Genomic DNA, 17408 nt, shown 5'->3' with positions numbered 1-17408 from the left:
GGACGACGACGCCCGTCAACCTCATGATCACCGCGAGGTGGGGCGGCGGGGGAGGGGTGGGGAGAGCGGGCCTAGGCTGGGGAATCGTGGCTCGCCTCATCCTCGGCCGTCCGCTGCGCGGCATCGCCTTCGACACCGCCGTCTGCGGGCTGGTCGTGTTCTTCGCCGTCTCCGCGTACGTCGCCGGCCAGATCGGCGTACCGGCGTTCGCGGTCGGGCTGGCGGCGGCGGTGGCGGTGTTCTTCCGGCGTACCCACCCGACGGCGGTCGCCGCCGCGGTGGCCGCGCTCGCGCTGGTCCAGGTGATCGCCGGCTGGGGTCCGCTCGCCTACGACATCGCCGTGCTGATCGCCCTCTACAGCGTGGTCAAGTACGCCGACCGGCTCCGTGACGGCATCGTGGCCGGGGTCGTCGCCGTGCTCGGCGGGGTGCTCGCCGCGCTCCAGACGCCCGGCGCCGGGCCCTGGTGGATGGGCGCGTTCTTCTACGCCCTGATCGTCGGCGCGGTCTGGCTGGCCGGGCTGAACCTGCGGACCCGCCGGCTCTACGTGCTCAGCCTGGAGGACCGGGCCGCGACGCTGGAACGGGAACGGGAGGCGCAGGCGCGGGCCGCGGTCGCCGAGGAGCGCACCCGGATCGCCCGCGAGCTGCACGACGTGGTCGCCCACAGCATGGCCGTGATGATCGTGCAGGCGGACGGGGTGCGGTTCACGCTCGACCGGGATCCGGCCATCGCCCGCGAGGCGGCCAAGGTGGTGGCGGACACCGGCCGGGCGGCGCTGGAGGAGATGCGGCGCCTGGTCGGCGTACTGCGGGAACCCACCGCGACGCAGCCGGACCCGGCGGACGGGCCCGCGCACCGCCGGCCCGCGCTGGTGGAGCTGCCCGCGTTGCTCGACCGGTTCCGCGCCGCCGGGCTGCGGGTCGCCTGCGGCGGCGCCGGCGCGCCGCCGCCGCTGCCCCCCGGCCTGGAGCTGACCGTCTACCGGGTGGTGCAGGAGAGCCTGACCAACACGCTCAAGCACGCGGGCGTCGGCGCGTCGGTGGAGCTGACGCTGGACTGGAGCGCCGACGCCGTCGTGATCCGCGCCGTGGACGACGGGCGCGGCCGTCCGGTCGACGGCCCGGCGCCGTCCGGCGGTCACGGCCTGGTCGGCATGCGGGAACGGGTCGGGGTGTACGACGGCAGCCTCGCCGCCGGACCCACACTTGCCGGTGGCTGGCGGGTGCGGGCGCGGCTGCCGCTGTCCCCGGCGGCCGGCACCGGGGAAGGGAGCGCGGCGGCGTGACGGTACGGGTGATGATCGTCGACGACCAGGCGCTGGTACGCGCCGGGTTCCGGATGGTGCTCGACTCCCAGCCCGACCTGGCGGTGGTCGCCGAGGCCATCGACGGCGCGGACGCGCTGCGGGTGCTGGACCGGGTCGCCGTCGACGTGGTGGTGATGGACCTGCGCATGCCGACCATGGACGGGGTGGAGGCGACCCGGCGGATCTGTGCCCGGCGCGACGACGGGCGCCCCCGCGTGCTGGCGCTGACCACGTTCGACACGGAGGCCGACGCGTTCGCCGCGCTGCGCGCCGGGGCGAGCGGGTTCCTGCTCAAGAACGTGCCGCCGGAGGAGCTCATGGCCGCGATCCGGGTGGTCGCCCAGGGCGACTCGGTGGTGGCCCCGTCGATCACCCGGCGGCTGCTCGACCGGTTCGCCGGGCAGCTCGGCCCCGCGCCGGCCGCCGATCCCCGGCTGGCCCAGCTCACCGAGCGGGAACGGGAGGTGCTGCTGCTGGTGGCGCAGGGGCTCTCCAACGCCGAGATCGCCGCCCGGGTGCACGTCGCGGAGGCGACGGTGAAGACCCACGTCGGCCGCATCCTGGCCAAGCTCCAGCTGCGCGACCGGGTCCAGGCGGTCGTCCTGGCGTACGAGAGCGGCCTGATCACGCCCGGCGGCTGACCCGGCGTACGCCTCAGGTCGTACGGGTTTCCCCGGTGGGGGACGACCTCCGTCGCATCGAGGTCGAGCGCGCAGGTGGAGATCAACCAGGTGGTGCCGCCCCTAGCGTCGGAACTGTCAGAAAAGCCGTGTCCGACAGGAGCACCTCAGTGTCCGCACCACCGACCACCGGCGTCGCCCTCGCCGCCCGCGCGCTGCGCATGGAGTACGGCGCCGGGCAGTCCCGCGTCGTCGCGCTCGACGGCGTCGACCTCGACCTGGCCGCCGCCCGGTTCACCGCCGTCATGGGCCCGTCCGGCTCCGGCAAGTCCACCCTGCTGCACTGCCTCGCCGGCCTCGACCGGCCGACCGCCGGGGCGGTGCACATCGGTGACGCCGACCTGACGCGCCTGGACGACCGGCGGCTCACCCGGCTGCGCCGGGACCGGATCGGCTTCGTCTTCCAGAAGTTCAACCTGCTGCCCACGCTCAGCGCGCAGGAGAACATCGTCCTGCCGCTGGCGATCGCCGGCCGTCGCCCGGACCCGGCGTGGCTGGGGCAGGTGGTGGCCGCGGTGGGCCTGACCGACCGCCTCGGGCACCGCCCGGCGGAGCTGTCCGGCGGGCAGCAGCAGCGCGTCGCGGTGGCCCGCGCGCTGATCACCCGGCCCTGGGTGATCTTCGCCGACGAGCCGACCGGCAACCTCGACTCGCGTTCCGGCGCCGAGGTGCTGCGGCTGCTGCGCGAGGCGGTGGACATGCTCGGTCAGACCGTCGTCATGGTCACCCACGACCCGGCCGCCGCCGCGTACGCCGACCGGGTGGTCTTCCTGGCCGACGGCCGGCTGGTCGACGAGCTGCACGCGCCCACGGTCGGCGCGGTCCGGGACGCGCTCAGCCGGCTCGACCCGGCCGTCGCGCCGGCAGGGCGGTGACCGGGATGCTGCGCCTGACCCTGCGCCAGGTCCGCGCCGACGGCCTGCGCCTGCTGCTGTCCTCACTGGCGATCGTGCTCGGCGTCGCGTTCGTCGCCGGCACGCTGATGTTCACCGACGGCATGCGCGCCGGGGCGTACGAGCGCGCCGGTGAGTTCGACAGACACACCGACCTGGCCGCGTACGCCGAGAGCGACCCGCTGCCCCCGGCGCTCGTGGACCGGGTACGCGCCCTCGACGGGGTGGCCGCCGCCGCGGGCGAGCTGACCGGCTCCGCCGGGGTGGTCGGCGCCGACGGCCGTCCCGTGCTCGGCTACGCGGTGCTCGCCGCCGTCCCCACCGAGGCGGCCCTGCAGTCCTACGACGTGGTGGCCGGGCGGCTGCCGCAGCGCCCCGGCGAGGTGGTGCTCGACGACGAGACCGTCGCCGAGGAGCGCTTCACCGTCGGCGGCCCGGTGTCGATCGGCGGACGCGACGGCGCGGCCCGGCCGTACACGCTTGTCGGCACCGTCGACGTGGACGGCAGCTCCCGCGACGTCGGCGGCCCCTACATCGGGCTGACCGGCCCGGACGCGCTGGCCGTCAGCGGCGAGAAGGGTTACGGCCGGATCATGGTGGCGGCCCGTCCCGGGGTGGACACGGCGGCGCTGGCCGACCGGATCCGCGCCGTGGTGGGACCGGACGTGACGGTCCGGGACCGCGACGCCATCCTCGACGCGGCCGTCGACGACGCGGTACGCGACCTGCGGCAGTTCGGCATGCTGCTTGGCACGTTCGCCGCCGTCGCGGTGGTGGTGGCCGGCTTCGTGATCGCCAACACCTTCGCCATCGTGCTCGCCCAGCGCTCCCGGCGTACCGCGCTGCTGCGGCTGGTCGGCGCCACCCGGGGGCAGATCTACCGGGCCACGCTGTCCGAGGCGGCGGTGACCGGCCTGCTCGCCTCCGTCGTGGGGGTGCTGGCCGGCGCGGCGGTGGCCGGCGGCCTCGGCGTGCTGCTCGCCGGCACCGGCGCGCCGCTGGGCGGCGGGCTCACCCTGACCCCGCGTACGCTGCTGCTGTCGCTGGGGCTGGGGACGCTGCTCACCGTGGCGTCGGCGGCGCTGCCGGCCTGGCAGGGCACCCGGGTCGCCCCGGTGGCCGCGCTCACCGACGCGGCGGTCAACCCGGTCCGTCCGGCCGGGCGGATCCGGCTGGCGGTCGGCGCGCTGGCGCTCGCCGCCGGTGTGGCGGCGCTGGCCGGCGCCGGCGCCACCGGCCAGGTGGTGCTGGTCGCGGCCGGCGGGTTGCTGGCCTTCGGCGGCATCGTGGCGTTCGGCCCGGTGCTGGTGCCGGCGCTGGTACGGGTGCTCGGCGGGCCGTTCCGCGCGGCGTTCGGCGCCACCGGTGGGCTGGCCGTGTCGAACGCGGTGCGCAACCCGCGCCGGGTCGCCGCCACCGCGACGGCCATGGTGATCGGCATCGGGCTGGTCTCCGCCTTCGTGGTCGGCGCGGCGAGCGTCAAGTCCGGCATCGAACGCGCGGTGGACGCCCGGATCGGCGTGGACTTCCTGGTCACCGGCATCGGCGGGGACCTGCCGGCCACCGTCGCCGGCGAACTGGCCGCCCGCCCGGAGCTGGGCGTGGTGCACGAGCAGCGCAGCCGGGTGGTCGACGACGTGCAGCTGCGGGCCGCGCACCCGGCGCTGGTCCGGCGCACGCTGTCCGCGGTGGACGCCGGTGACCCGGCCGGCCTGGGGCCGGGAGCGGTGCTGGTGCACCGCGAGCTGGCCGCGACCAGGGGCTGGACGGCCGGTTCCACGATCACGCTCGCCGGGCGGCCGTTCCGGGTCGCCGCGGTGGTGGCCGACGAGGAGCCAATCCTGGCCGGGAGCCCGGTGCCCCCGGGTCACCTGGTGGACGTGCTGGACGCCGACTTCACCGCCATGTTCCCGACCGTGCGCGGCCACCTGGCCGAGGTGGATCCGGCCGCCGGGGTGAGCGTCGACGAGGCCCGGACCGCTGTCGAGTCGGTGCTGGCGCGCTACCCGACGGTGAACGTGATGGACCAGGCCGCGTACAAGAAGATGCTCACCGGCACCGTCGACCTGGTGCTGGGGTTCGTCACCGCGCTGCTCGGCCTCGCCGTGGTGATCTCACTCGTGGGGGTCGCCAACACGCTCAGCCTGTCCGTGGTGGAACGCACCCGGGAGACGGCGGTGCTGCGCGCGGTCGGACTGAGCCGGGCCGGGATGCGGGGTGTGCTGGCGGTCGAGGCGGTGCTCACCGCGCTCGTCGGCACGCTGCTCGGCATCGCGCTCGGCACCGGGGCGGCCGCCGGGGCGATGGCAGTGGTGGCCCGCATCGGCGGGGACTTCACGCTGGTCCTGCCCTGGGCGCGGATCGGGCTGATCGTCGCGGTGGCGGTGGTGGCCGCGCTGCTCGCCTCGGTCCTGCCGGCCCGCCGGGCGCTGTCCCGGCCGGTGGTGGCGTCGCTCGGCGCGGACTGAGCGCCACCGGCCGGACACGCCGAGGAGCCGGCTCCGCCGCGGGCGGGGCCGGCTCGTCTTGGGTCAGGGTTGGGTGGCCGGCTGCCCGCCGGTGTCACCGCCGCCGGTGCCGGGGTCGGCGGTGGTCGGTTCGGGTGCCGGCGTAGTGGTGGGCGCCGTCGTCGCCGGCGTGCTGGGCGGCGTGGTGGTCGGCGCGCCGGTGGGCGCCGGCTCCTCGCTGACGCTCGGCTGCGCCGACGGGACCGTCGAGGCGCTCGGCGTCACCGACGGCGTGGCCGACGGCCGGCCGCCCGGGCCGACCGGCCGGTAGGTGTAGTCGTCGCCGGCCGTCGGCTCGTCGACGACCGGCTCCGCGGCCGGGTCGCTCGGCGCCACCGCGGGCGCCGTCTTGTCGATCTTCGTGGCCGGTTCGGCGGTGTCGTTCGCGGCGGCCACCAGCGCGCCCAGCGCGCCCATCGCCACCAGCACCGCGCCCAGCGCCCCGACGAGCGTGCCGCGCCGGCCCCGCCGCCGCGACGTCGCCACCGCGGCGCCCGGCCGGACCGCCGGCTGGTCGTCGCGGGACCGCGCCGGGCCCGCCGCGCCGCGCAGCGCCATCGTCGCGGTCGGTGAGTCGGTACGGGCGGCCCGCGCCGCGTCGGCCATCGCCGCGGCGCTCGGGTAGCGGTCGGCCGGGTCCTTGGCCAGCGCCCGGGACACCAGCTCGCGCACCGACGCCGGGATCTCCGCCGGCAGCTCCGGCGGCTCGTCGTCGAGATGGCGTACGGCCACCTGCAGCGGGTTGTCACCGGTGAACGGCGGGCTGCCGGTGAGGCAGCAGTACGCGACCGCGCCGAGCGCGTACACGTCGGTGGCGCCCGAGACCGGCCGGCCGGCGGCCTGCTCCGGCGCCATGTAGAGGGCGGTGCCGGGCACCGCGTTGGTGCTGGTGATGCTCGTGACGTTGGTCGAGCGGGCCACCCCGAAGTCGACGAGCACCACGGTGCCGTCGTCCTGCACCAGCAGATTGCTCGGCTTCACGTCGCGGTGCACGATGCCGCGCCCGTGCGCCGCGTGCAGCGCCTGCGCCACCTGGGCCACGATCGACATGGTCTCGGCGACCTCGAGGCACCCCGCGTCCTCGATCCGCCGCGACAGCGGCTCACCGGCGACGAACTCCATCACCAGGTAGTCGGCCCGGCCGCCGCTGGGCAGCTCGTCCTCGCCGCAGTCGAAGACCTGGACCACGCCGGGGTGGCGCAGCGAGGCCATGATCCGCGCCTCGGAACGGAAACGGGCGATGAAGTCGGGGTCGGACACCAGGGCGGGAAGAAGCACCTTCACCGCGACCGGACGACCGAGGACCAGGTCGGTGGCACGCCAGACGTCGCCCATGCCGCCGGTGGCGACACGGTCTTCCAGGCGGTACCGACCGCTGAGTACGACGTCTGAGGACAGCACCCCCATACCGTACCCACAGCGGGCGCGAAGTATTTCCCGCGATCTCGGCGCGGGATCGAAAGCCTTCAGCGGGGCGTTCCAGCAGCCGGGACGCTGATCGGCGCACCGTGACCGGACCGGCACGATCGGCCAGAATGTGACAGCACGTCGCTGTCCGCCCGCGGGGCCCGGCACGATCGGTTGCGCCGGGGAGCGTCGATTCCGTACGTTGCGTTACCTCGACACGCCGGTGACGGGCGTAGACATTTCTCTCTCTTCCTCCGGCCCTGGCGTCTTGCCGGAGCGCCCCGCGTTCCCAGGCGTCGGCCCGGCTCCCGGCCGCCCCGAGCCGTCGGTACCGTATGTCCGCCGACGCCCGTGCCGCGCGGCAATGTCCATGGCTCATCGCACCCGTGTGCGAGTGTCAGATCAACTCACCGGGGGGCGGGGTGCGGATGGCGGTGTGGCCACTGGCTCCCCGGCGTGCCCGGTGCCCGCACACGACCCGGTCCGGACGGCGACCGTGACGGCCGAGCTGAACGAGGCGGTCGCCGCGGCGCAGGCCGGCGACGAGGAGGCGTTCCGGTTCCTCTACCGCAGCCTGCAGCCCGCCCTGCTGCGCTACCTGACCGCTCTCGTCGGCGCCGACGCCGAGGACGTGGCCTCCGAGGCGTGGCTCCAGATCTCCCGCGACCTGCCCTCCTTCACCGGTGGGGAGTTCCGCGCCTGGGCGGTCACGATCGCCCGCAACCGGGCCATGGACCATCTGCGCCGGCAGCGGCGGCGTCCGTCGGTACCGGTGCCGGTGCAGGCGCTCAACGACCTGGCCGCCGACGCGGACACCGCCGACCGGGCCGGCGAGGCCATCGCCACCGAGAGCGCGCTGGCCCTGATCCGTACGCTGCCGCCGGCCGAGGCGGAGGCGGTGATGCTGCGGGCCGTCATCGGCCTCGACGCGGAGACCGCCGGGCGGGTGCTGGGACGGCGGGCCGGAGCCGTGCGCACCGCGGCGCACCGGGGCCTTCGCCGGCTGGCTGCCATGCTGGAGCGCTCGGCGGCGGACACTGCCCCGGACGACTCCCGGGGCGCCCTCGCGCCGCGTCCCCGTACCGACCGCCAGGTGCCGCACGCGCCCGAGGCCGAGCCGGCGGAGGGCTGACGTGAGGAGAGACGGCATGCACCCTCGCCGGTCCGGCGGGCCCGCCGACCGGGCGGAATCCGATCGTCTGCTCGACGCCGCGCGCGCCGGGTCGCCACCGGGGCCGCAGACCGACCCGCTGACCCGGCTGCTGTCGGCCGCGGCCGGCCCGGCCACCGCCGGTGAGATCGCCGGCGAGGACCGGGCGGTCGCTGCCTTCCGGGCCGCCCGCGCCGCGCCCGCGCCGGGGCCCGTGCCCGCGGTCCGGCCGCGCCGGCGCCTGCGGATCGCCGCCGCGCTGTCCGGGCTGGCCGCCACCGCGGTCGCCGGGGTGGCCTTCGCCGCCGTACGCCTGGACCGCCACCCGGACCCGGTGATCCCGCCGGCGCCGGCCACCAGCGGCCCGGGCGTCACCGGCCCCACCGCCACCGGGCCGTCGCGGCCGGCGCCGAGCACACCGGCCGGCGAGGCGTCGGGCGCGGCGTCCCGGCCGGCCCGCGACGTGACGCCGACGCCGACGCCGACGCCGAGCGTCCCGGCCGCGCCGCCCGCGCCCCCGGCGGGGAACAACCGGATCGTCGCCCACTGCCGCGCCTACCTGGTCAAGTCGGAGCGGCAGCGGGAGAAGGCGCTGACCAGGCCCGGCTTCGCCGACCTGGTGGCCGCCGCCGGCGGCCCCGAGCAGGTGGAGAGCTACTGCCGGAATCTGGTGGGGGAGCCTTCGGGGACCCCGCCAGCCGAAGACGACGACCAGGACGAGGACGACTGAGCGCGGGGGGCGCAATCAGATTCCGGACAAAAATTCATCTCTCCGGGCAAGCGGATCACGTCTGCTAGACAGAGGATGGTGTGACGGCGTCCCGCGCCGAACGGGCCGGGCGCGTCGCGACACCGTGGTCGTCCGTCGCCGAGGAGGAGCCGCCCCATGGTGATGTCGCCGGACCTGGACCGCGCCGTCGTCCTGGGCGACGAGCAGGCGGCCCGGGGCCACCTGGCCCGGATCTGCTTCAAGACCGGACCACCCACGCTCGTCGGCGTCGAACTGGAATGGACCGTGCACGACGCCGCGGACCCGGCCCGGCCGGTCGACCGCGAGCGACTACGCAGGGCGCTGGGGCGGCACAGCCCCGTGACGCTCGACCCCACCAGCCCGGCCGACGAGCTCCGGCGCGCGAGCGCCGTGACCGTGGAGCCCGGCGGGCAGGTGGAGATCTCCGCCGCGCCGCGACCGACTGTCGGCGCGCTCGTCCTGGCCACCGAGGCCGACGTCGCCGAGCTACGGGCCCGGTTGGACGCCGCCGGGCTGGTGCTCGGCCGTAGCGGCATCGACCCCTGGCGGCTGCCGCGACCCGTCGTGGAAACCCCCCGCTACCGGGCCATGCGGTGCGCCTTCGACCGGCGCGGCCCGGCGGGGCGGGCGATGATGTACAGCACGGCGGGCCTGCAGGTCTGCCTTGACGCGGGCGAGCCGGAGCACCTCGCGCAGCGGTGGGCCGCCGCGCACGCCGTCGGCCCGCCGCTGCTGGCCGCCTTCGCCACCGCCGACCGGCACGCGGGCCGGGCCACCGGCTGGGCCTCCGCCCGGATGGCCACCTGGCTGGCCATCGACCCGGCCCGGACCCGTCCGGTGTGGTCGCCCGAACGCGCCGACGAGGATCCGGTGGCCGCCTGGACCGGGTACGCGCTCGCCGCGCCGCTGCTCTGCGTACGCGGCGACGGCCCGGACTGGAGCGCGCCGCCGGACGTCACGTTCGCCGACTGGCTGGCCGGCGCGCTGCCCCGCCCGCCCACCACCGACGACCTGGAGTACCACGTCAGCACGCTGTTCCCGCCGGTGCGCCCGCGCGGCTACCTGGAGCTGCGCTACCTGGACGCACAGCCCGGGGCGGCGTGGACCGTGCCGCTGGCGGTCCTGGCCGCGCTCTTCGCCGACCCGGCGACCACCCGCGACGCGCTGGCGGCGGCCGCGCCGGTCGCCGACCGGTGGCGCGCGGCGGCCCGGTGCGGACTGGCCGAGCGCCCGCTGGCGACCGCCGCGGCGGCGCTGTTCGACCTGGCCCTGACGGCCCTGCCCCGCCTCGATCTGCCGCCCGCCATCCACGAGGAGACCCACCGAGAGATCCGGCGGCGACGTGCCGCCGCGGAGAGGGGACACCGGTGACCACGACCGAGCGACCGGGCACTGACGCCGAACGACTGCGCGACCGGATCGCCGCGGAGCTGGAGCGGACCCGCGCCCGCACCGCGGCGCTCACCGACGCGGTGGACGACGACGACCTGGTCCGGCAGCACTCCACGCTGATGTCGCCGCTGGTCTGGGACCTGGCGCACGTCGGCAACCAGGAGGAGCTGTGGCTGGTCCGCGACGTCGGCGGCCGCGAACCGGTGCGCCACGACATCGACGACCTCTACGACGCGTTCAAGCAGCCCCGCAAGGACCGCCCGGCGCTGCCGCTGCTGCCGCCGGCCGAGGCGCGCGCCTACGTGCGTACGGTCCGCGACAAGGTGTTCGACCTGCTCGACGGCATCCGCTTCACCGAGCGTCCCCTGGTCGCCGACGGGTTCGCGTTCGGCATGATCGTGCAGCACGAGCAGCAGCACGACGAGACCATGCTCGCCACCCACCAGCTGCGCGCCGGCGCCCCGGTGCTGGACGCGCCGCCCCCGCCGGAGCCCCGGGCCCGGGTCGGCGGGGAGGTACGGGTGCCGGCCGGGCCGTTCACGATGGGCACCTCCACCGACCCGTGGGCACTGGACAACGAGCGCCCGGCGCACACCGTCGACCTGCCCGCGTACCTCATCGACGCCGCGCCGGTCACGAACGGGCAGTACCGCGCGTTCATCGCCGACGGCGGATACGACGAGCCGCGCTGGTGGAGCGAGGCCGGCTGGCGGCACCGGATCGAGGCGGAGCTGAGCGCGCCGATGCACTGGCGGCGCGACGGCGACGGCTGGGCGTACCGCCGGTTCGGCCGCTGGTCGGCGGTCCGCGACGACGAGCCGGTGGTGCACGTCTGCTGGTACGAGGCGCAGGCGTACGCGGCGTGGGCCGGCAAGCGGCTGCCCACCGAGGCGGAGTGGGAGAAGGCGGCCCGCTGGGACCCGGCGTCCGGCCGGTCCCGCCGCTACCCGTGGGGCGACGAGGATCCGGGCGCCGAGCACGCCAACCTGGGCCAGCGGCACCTGTGGCCGGCGCCGGTGGGCGCGTACCCGGCGGGCGCCTCGCCGCTGGGCGTGCACCAGCTCGTCGGCGATGTGTGGGAGTGGACCTCGTCGCCGTTCCGCGGGCACCCGGGCTTCACCGCGTTCCCGTACCGGGAGTACTCGGAGGTCTTCTTCGGCGACGACCACAGGGTGCTGCGGGGCGGCTCGTTCGGCACCGACCGGTCCGCCTGCCGGGGCACGTTCCGCAACTGGGACTACCCGATCCGGCGGCAGATCTTCAGCGGTTTCCGCTGCGCCCGTGACGCCGGACCGGAGGAGTGAGCCGGCCCGATGTGCCGTCACCTCGCGTACCTCGGTCCACCCGTGCTCCTGGGCAGCCTGCTGTTCGACCCGCCGTACGGCCTGCTGCGCCAGTCGTGGGCGCCGCGTGACATGCGCGGCGGCGGCACCATAAACGCCGACGGCTTCGGCGTCGCCTGGTACCCGGACGACGGCGACCCGGTCCGGTACCGGCGGGCCCAGCCGATTTGGAGCGACACCACGCTGCCGGAGCTGGCCGCCGTGACGCGGGCGCGGGCGGTGCTGGCGGCGGTCCGGTCCGCCACCGTCGGCATGCCGCTGCACGAGACGGCGGCGGCGCCGTTCGCCGAGGGCCGCTGGTTGTTCAGCCACAACGGCGTGGTGCGGGGCTGGCCGGACAGCCTGGTCCCGCTCGCCGCAGGCCTGCCCGTGCGCGACCTGGTCACGCTCGACGTGCCGACCGACTCGGCGCTGCTGTGGGCGCTGGTCCGGCACCGGCTGCGCGCCGGGGCCCCGCCGGACGAGGCGGTCGCGGACACGGTCGCGGCGGTCGCCGCCGCCGCTCCCGGCTCGCGGCTGAATCTGCTGCTCACCGACGGTACGACGGTGGTGGCGAGCACGGGCGGCCACGCGCTGTCGGCGCGTCGCGGGCCGGACTCGGTGCTGCTGGCCTCCGAGCCGTTCGACGACGACCCGGCCTGGCAGGCGGTGCCGGACGGCCGGCTCGTGGTGGCGTCCACGGGCCGGTTCGACGTGCGGGAGCTGACCGCCGCCTGACGTTCTTCCCATCACCGGCAGGACAGAGAGGACACCTGATGAGCGCGGAGCCGCTGGAGATCCACCTGGAGGAGCGGGACCTCGACCGTGGGTTGCGGGAGGACGTACGGGTGGGGCTGGCCGCGACGCCGAAGTGGCTGCCGCCGAAGTGGTTCTACGACGCCCGGGGCAGCGAGCTGTTCGAGGAGATCACCCGCCTGCCGGAGTACTACCCGACCCGGGCCGAGCGGGCCGTGCTCGCCGCGCACGCCGACGACGTGGCCACCCTGACCGGCGCGAAGACGCTGATCGAGCTGGGGTCGGGCTCGTCGGAGAAGACCCGCCTGCTGCTGGACGCCTTCACCCGGCACGGCGACCTGGGCACGTTCGTGCCGCTGGACGTGTCGGTGAGCGCGTTGCGCTCCTCCACCGAGCAGATCGCCGCCGCGTACCCGGGGCTGCGGGTGCGGGGGATCGTCGGTGACTTCACCCGCCACCTGGACCGGCTGCCCACCGGCGGCCGGCGCCTGGTGGCGTTCCTCGGCGGCACGATCGGCAACCTGCTGCCGGTGGAGCGGTCCGGGTTCCTCACGGCGATGCGCGCGGCGCTGGAGACCGGCGACTGGCTGCTGATCGGCACCGACCTGGTGAAGGACCCGGCGGTGATCGTGCCCGCGTACGACGACGCGGCGGGCGTGACCGCCGAGTTCAACCGCAACGTGCTCCGGGTGATCAACCGGGAGCTGGGCGCGGACTTCGACGTCGACGCGTTCCGGCACGTGGCGGTCTGGGACCCGGAGCGGGAGTGGATCGAGATGCGGCTGCGCGCCGAGCGCCCGACAACGGTGCGGGTGCTGGACACCGACGTCGTGTTCGCCGCCGGCGAGGAGCTGCGCACCGAGGTGTCGGCCAAGTTCCGGCCGGAGGGGATCGCAGCCGAGCTGACCGCCGCCGGGTTCACCCGGCAGGCGTTCTGGACCGACCCGGGCGGGCTGTTCGGGGTGAGCCTGGCCCGGGCCGACTGAGGGCCTGGGTGGTCCGGGCCACACCCGCTGACGGGCCCGGCGGGTGATCGGCTAGGCTGGCTGCGCGAAGGGGAGTAGCCCCCAATGTCGTGGTCGACACACTGGTGCGTTCCGCATCCGGCCACGCGGCCCCGGTCTCCGGGGCGGGCGAGACCTTCGACTCAGGCTGTCGCAGCCGGGTCGAGGGCGCCCCCGTTCCTCCTCCCGGCTTGATCGGGAAGGTTCACATGGAGGGTTTCCTCGTCGCGCTGGTGGTCAGCTTCGGCGTGATCTTCGTTGCGGAGCTGGGCGACAAATCCCAGCTCATGGCGCTGACATTCGCCACTCGGTTCAAGACGGTGCCGGTGCTCATCGGCATCACGATCGCCACCGCGATCGTGCACCTGGCCTCGGTGGCCATCGGGTACGGCCTGAACGCCGCGCTGCCCACCGGCTGGATCTCGCTCATCGCCGGCCTGGCGTTCCTCGGATTCGGCGCGTGGACGCTGCGCGGCGACAAGCTGACCGAGGAGGAGAAGCGCAAGGCCGAGCGCAGCGGCAAGTCGGCGATCCTCGCGGTGGGTGTGGCGTTCTTCCTGGCCGAGCTGGGCGACAAGACCATGCTCGCCACCATCACGCTGGCCACCAAGTACGGCTGGTTCGGCACCTGGCTCGGGTCGACGCTCGGCATGGTCGCCGCGGACGCGCTGGCGATCCTGGTGGGCCGGATGCTCGGCCGGCACCTGCCGGAGCGGGCGATCCGTTACGGCGCGGCAGTGCTGTTCGCCATCTGCGGCCTGTGGCTGATCTTCGAGGCGGTGGCGGAGCTGAACTGATCGGCCCGTGTCGCGCCGGCCGTCCTCTCCCGGGGGACGGCCGGCGCGACACGGGTCAGGCGGTTCCGCCCTGGTAGACGTCCGGGATGCCGTCACCGTCGGCGTCCCGGTTCTCCCGTTCGCTGATCCGTCGGTAGACCCGGTTGCGGCGGACCAGCACCACCGAGGCGAGCAGGGCGGAGGTCAGCGAGCCGAGCAGCACCGCCACCTTGACGCCGTCCTCCTCCGGGCTGCCCGTGCCGAACGCGAGCTCGCCGATGAGCAGCGACACGGTGAAGCCGATGCCGGCCAGCAGCGCGAGTCCGAGCAGGTCGGCCCAGGTGATCTCCTCGTCCAGTTCGGCCCGGGTGAACCGGGCGAGCAGGTACGTCGAGCCGAACACGCCGACGACCTTGCCCAGCACGAGTCCGGCGGCGACCGCGAGCACCACCGGGTTGCTGAGCACGCCGCCCACGTCCACGCCGACCAGCGTCACCCCGGCGGCGAAGAAGGCGAAGACCGGTACGGCCAGGCCGGCGGAGACCGGCCGCCAGCGGTGCTCCAGCCGCTCGGCCAGGCCGGGTGAGCCGTCGCGTCCGCGCAGCACGGGCACGGTGAAGCCGAGCAGCACGCCCGCTACCGTGGCGTGCACGCCGGAGGCGTGCACGAGCGTCCAGGCGGTCACGGCCAGCGGGATCAGCGCCCACCACCAGGTGCGGCGCCGCTGCACGAGCAACCCGAACACGGCGATCGGCAGCAGCGCGCCGAGCAGCGGCAGCGGGTGGAAGTCGGCGGTGTAGAACACCGCGATGATGGTGATCGCGAAGAGGTCGTCCACCACCGCGAGGGTGAGCAGGAACGCGCGCAGCCCCTGCGGCAGGTGGGAGCTGACCACGGCGAGCACTGCGAGGGCGAACGCGATGTCGGTGGCGGTGGGGATGGCCCATCCGCGCAGCCCGGCGCCGCCGGCGCTGAGCGTCACCGCCAGGTAGATCAGCGCGGGCGCGACCATGCCGCCGACGGCCGCGATCACCGGCAGCGCGGCCCGGCGGGGGTCACGCAGGTCACCGGCGACGAACTCGCGTTTGAGTTCCAGGCCCACCACGAAGAAGAAGATCGCCAGCAACCCGTCGGCGGCCCAGGTGCGCAGGCTGAGGTCGAGGTGCAGCGCCGCGCCGCCGGGCCAGGGCACCCAGTGGCTCAGTTCCGCGTACCCGGCGCGCCACGGCGAGTTGGCCCAGATCAGCGCGATCACGGCGCCGAGAAGCAGCAGAGCGCCGCCGACCGTCTCGGTGCGCAGCACGTCGGCCAGGAACCGGGCCTCCGGCCAGGAGCGGCGGGAGAGCAGGCGCGACGGAGGTGGGGTGTGGGTCATGCGGCGTCCGTTCGGGAGCTGGGGTCGGCGAATCCATCGCCGACCAGGCTTCCCGGCACACCGGTTCCAAGCCTAACGGCCGCCGGGACCGGCGGCGAGCTGGGCCGGTGGGACGCTCGTCCCATCTCGTGGGCGGGCGTCCCACCGGCTCCGGTCAGCGCTGGCCGGGCAGCGCCGGCAGGGCGGCGCCGGCCGGTTCGCAGAACGCCGCCAGTCGCTTGATCAGCTCGTCCGGTTCCGCGTACGGGTCCAGCGTCCGCACCTCGTCCGGGTCCAGTTCCGGCACCGGGACGTGGGAGATCAGCGGGTGCAGCGGGCGGGTGTCCACCTCGTCCGCGCCGAACAGGTGCTCGTGCAGCTTCTCACCGGGCCGCAGGCCGGTGAAGACGATCTCCACGGGCCGGTCCGCCTCGGCGGCGAGCCGGCGCGCCACGTCCGCGATCCGGACCGGCTCGCCCATGTCGAGCACCAGCGCCTCGCCGCCCCGGCCGATGGTCGCGGCCTGGAGCACCAGGTGCACCGCCTCCTGGACGGTCATGAAGTAGCGGGTGACGTCGGGGTGGGTGACGGTGACCGGCACGCCGGCGCGGATCTGCGCCTGGAACGCGGTGAGCACCGACCCGCGGCTGCTGAGCACGTTGCCGAACCGGACGCTGAGGTAGGTGCCGTTGAGCCGCTGCGCGTGGTACGCGGTGAGCCGCTCGGTGATCCGCTTGGAGTAGCCGAGCACGCTCGCCGGGTTGGCCGCCTTGTCGGTGGAGATGTTCACGAACTCGGCGACGTCCCGGCACGCCTCCAGCACGTTCAGCGTACCCAGGATGTTGGTCTTGATCGCCTCACCGGGGTGGCGCTGGAGCAGCGTGAGGTGCTTGAGCGCGGCGGCGTGGAACACCACGTCGGGCTGCCGGTCGGCGATCACCCGGGCGATGCCCTCGGCGTCGCGGATGTCGGCCAGGATCAGCTCCGGCCCGTCCAGCAGCGCGCGCCCGTGCAGGGACATCTGCAGCGCGTGCAGCGCCGACTCGTCCCGGTCGAGCATCATCAGCTCGTCCGGCTCGCAGCGGGCGATCTGCCGGCACAGCTCCGAGCCGATCGAGCCGCCGGCGCCGGTCACCAGCACCCGCCGGCCGGCCAGCCCACCCCGCTCCACGCTCAGCTCCGCCACCCGGTGCGCCCGGCCCAGCAGATCGGTGAGCTGGACGTCGCGCACGTCGGTGGCGGCGACCGGCCGGTCGAGCAGCTCGCGCACCGGCGGCAGCACCTTGAACGCCGCCCCGGCCTCCAGGGTCCGGGTACGCACGTCGCGCAGCAGCTGCGGGTCCGAGCCGCTCATCGAGAAGATGACGGTGGTCGCCCCGGTCGCCCGAACGGCGTCGCCGACCTGCTCGCGGCCGCCCAGTACGCGCAGCCCCTCCAGCCGCAGGCCGCGGCTGTCGGCCGCGTCGTCGAGCAGGCCGACCGGCCGGTAGCTGCTGTCGGGATCCTGCAGCAGCACCCGGACGAGCCGCTCGCTGGCCGCGTCCACCCCGTAGACCAGGCAGCGCTCGGCGTTCCGTGGGGCGGGTGGCCGGCGGTCGGCGTGGGCACGCCACAGGCCGCGGGCGGTCGCCATCACCACCAGCGCCACCGTGCCGCCGACGAGCGGCGTGCTGGCCGGTACGGGATGCCGCGTCCACTGCATCACGGCGACGGCGCCGACGGCCGCGACGAGCGCGACGGTGACGGCGAGCCCCTGCGCGTCCCCAGAGCTGCCGATCGGGTAGCGGCCGTAGATCCGGGAGCGCAGCAGCGTGAGCGCGGCGTACAGCGCGGCGCAGGCCAGCGCCAGGCCGAGCGTACGGGCGCTGGCGGCGACGGTCAGGTCGAACTCGTACCTCGTCCAGGCGGCGCCGAGAAATCCTCCGCACCACGCGGCCGTGTCCAGCGTTAACAGGGAAAGGGTGGCGGCGCGGTGGGTGATCCGGCGGTGCGGTCGCACTGCTGTGCTGGCTTCACGATCCATGGGCTGCCCTCTGTGTCCTATCCGGATTGAAAGGATTAGACCTTCTGTGCCTGTTCGGTCGTTTACATTCGTCAAGTCACGTA

Annotated in this window: 14 protein-coding genes; 11 read left to right on the top strand and 3 right to left on the bottom strand. The window is 75.2% G+C overall.

Features of this window, described 5'->3' with window-relative positions:
- Positions 1 to 86: 86 nt before the first annotated feature.
- The 4 genes from HA073_RS06395 (at position 87) to HA073_RS06380 (ending at position 5351) form a co-directional block, all read left to right on the top strand.
- Entirely contained in the window at positions 87 to 1289 is a 1203-nt protein-coding gene (locus tag HA073_RS06395; protein ID WP_375336223.1) for a sensor histidine kinase, read from the top strand.
- Positions 1286 to 1951, top strand: a complete 666-nt coding sequence (locus tag HA073_RS06390; RefSeq protein WP_043323707.1) for a response regulator transcription factor — start codon at positions 1286 to 1288, stop codon at positions 1949 to 1951. The genes HA073_RS06395 and HA073_RS06390 overlap by 4 nt, the downstream gene beginning before the upstream one ends.
- Positions 1952 to 2151: 200 nt before the next feature.
- Positions 2152 to 2865, top strand: a complete 714-nt coding sequence (locus HA073_RS06385) for an ABC transporter ATP-binding protein (RefSeq protein WP_166456103.1) — start codon at positions 2152 to 2154, stop codon at positions 2863 to 2865.
- 5 nt (positions 2866 to 2870) lie between these two features.
- The gene (locus HA073_RS06380; protein WP_166455888.1) at positions 2871 to 5351 is read left to right on the top strand and encodes an ABC transporter permease; all 2481 of its coding nucleotides are present in this window, start codon (positions 2871 to 2873) and stop codon (positions 5349 to 5351) included.
- Positions 5352 to 5414: 63 nt separating this feature from the next.
- Here HA073_RS06380 and HA073_RS06375 read toward each other — a convergent pair whose 3' ends face one another.
- The gene (locus HA073_RS06375; RefSeq protein WP_166455887.1) at positions 5415 to 6797 is read right to left on the bottom strand and encodes a serine/threonine-protein kinase; all 1383 of its coding nucleotides are present in this window, start codon (positions 6795 to 6797) and stop codon (positions 5415 to 5417) included.
- A 496-nt stretch (positions 6798 to 7293) separates the two neighbouring features.
- Between HA073_RS06375 and HA073_RS06370 the strand changes: the two genes are divergently transcribed.
- The 7 genes from HA073_RS06370 to HA073_RS06340 all read left to right on the top strand — a co-directional run bounded on the left by HA073_RS06370 (position 7294) and on the right by HA073_RS06340 (position 13969).
- On the top strand, positions 7294 to 7929 hold the full coding sequence (locus tag HA073_RS06370) for an RNA polymerase sigma factor (RefSeq protein ID WP_069088687.1): 636 nt from the start codon (positions 7294 to 7296) through the stop codon (positions 7927 to 7929).
- A 16-nt stretch (positions 7930 to 7945) separates the two neighbouring features.
- On the top strand, positions 7946 to 8677 hold the full coding sequence (locus tag HA073_RS06365) for a hypothetical protein (RefSeq protein ID WP_064445808.1): 732 nt from the start codon (positions 7946 to 7948) through the stop codon (positions 8675 to 8677).
- Positions 8678 to 8833: 156 nt separating this feature from the next.
- A complete protein-coding gene (gene egtA / locus HA073_RS06360; protein WP_166455886.1) occupies positions 8834 to 10069 on the top strand; it encodes an ergothioneine biosynthesis glutamate--cysteine ligase EgtA in 1236 nt (411 codons plus the stop codon).
- A complete protein-coding gene (gene egtB / locus HA073_RS06355) occupies positions 10066 to 11394 on the top strand; it encodes an ergothioneine biosynthesis protein EgtB (protein ID WP_043323713.1) in 1329 nt (442 codons plus the stop codon). Before egtA ends, egtB begins: the two co-directional genes overlap by 4 nt.
- Before the next feature lie 9 nt (positions 11395 to 11403).
- Positions 11404 to 12150, top strand: coding sequence for an ergothioneine biosynthesis protein EgtC (egtC, locus tag HA073_RS06350; RefSeq protein WP_166455885.1), 747 nt, complete (start codon positions 11404 to 11406; stop codon positions 12148 to 12150).
- Positions 12151 to 12188: 38 nt separating this feature from the next.
- Positions 12189 to 13154: an L-histidine N(alpha)-methyltransferase gene (gene egtD / locus HA073_RS06345; protein ID WP_069088591.1), complete on the top strand. Its 966-nt coding sequence runs from the start codon at positions 12189 to 12191 to the stop codon at positions 13152 to 13154.
- A 227-nt stretch (positions 13155 to 13381) separates the two neighbouring features.
- On the top strand, positions 13382 to 13969 hold the full coding sequence (locus HA073_RS06340) for a TMEM165/GDT1 family protein (RefSeq protein ID WP_043323720.1): 588 nt from the start codon (positions 13382 to 13384) through the stop codon (positions 13967 to 13969).
- Positions 13970 to 14024: 55 nt separating this feature from the next.
- On the opposite strand, the gene nhaA is transcribed toward HA073_RS06340, so the two are convergent.
- Both nhaA and HA073_RS06330 read right to left on the bottom strand, forming a co-directional pair.
- Positions 14025 to 15323, bottom strand: coding sequence for a Na+/H+ antiporter NhaA (gene nhaA, locus HA073_RS06335; protein ID WP_113972798.1), 1299 nt, complete (start codon positions 15321 to 15323; stop codon positions 14025 to 14027).
- A gap of 154 nt (positions 15324 to 15477) precedes the next feature.
- The gene (locus HA073_RS06330) at positions 15478 to 17325 is read right to left on the bottom strand and encodes a nucleoside-diphosphate sugar epimerase/dehydratase (protein ID WP_043323722.1); all 1848 of its coding nucleotides are present in this window, start codon (positions 17323 to 17325) and stop codon (positions 15478 to 15480) included.
- Positions 17326 to 17408: the final 83 nt, after the last annotated feature.

The sequence above is a fragment of the Micromonospora sp. CMU55-4 genome, from assembly GCF_011602315.1.
Classification (GTDB): Bacteria; Actinomycetota; Actinomycetes; order Mycobacteriales; family Micromonosporaceae; genus Micromonospora; species Micromonospora chalcea.
Note: the sequence above shows the minus strand (reverse complement) of the source record. Positions and strands in the feature narration are given on the sequence as shown.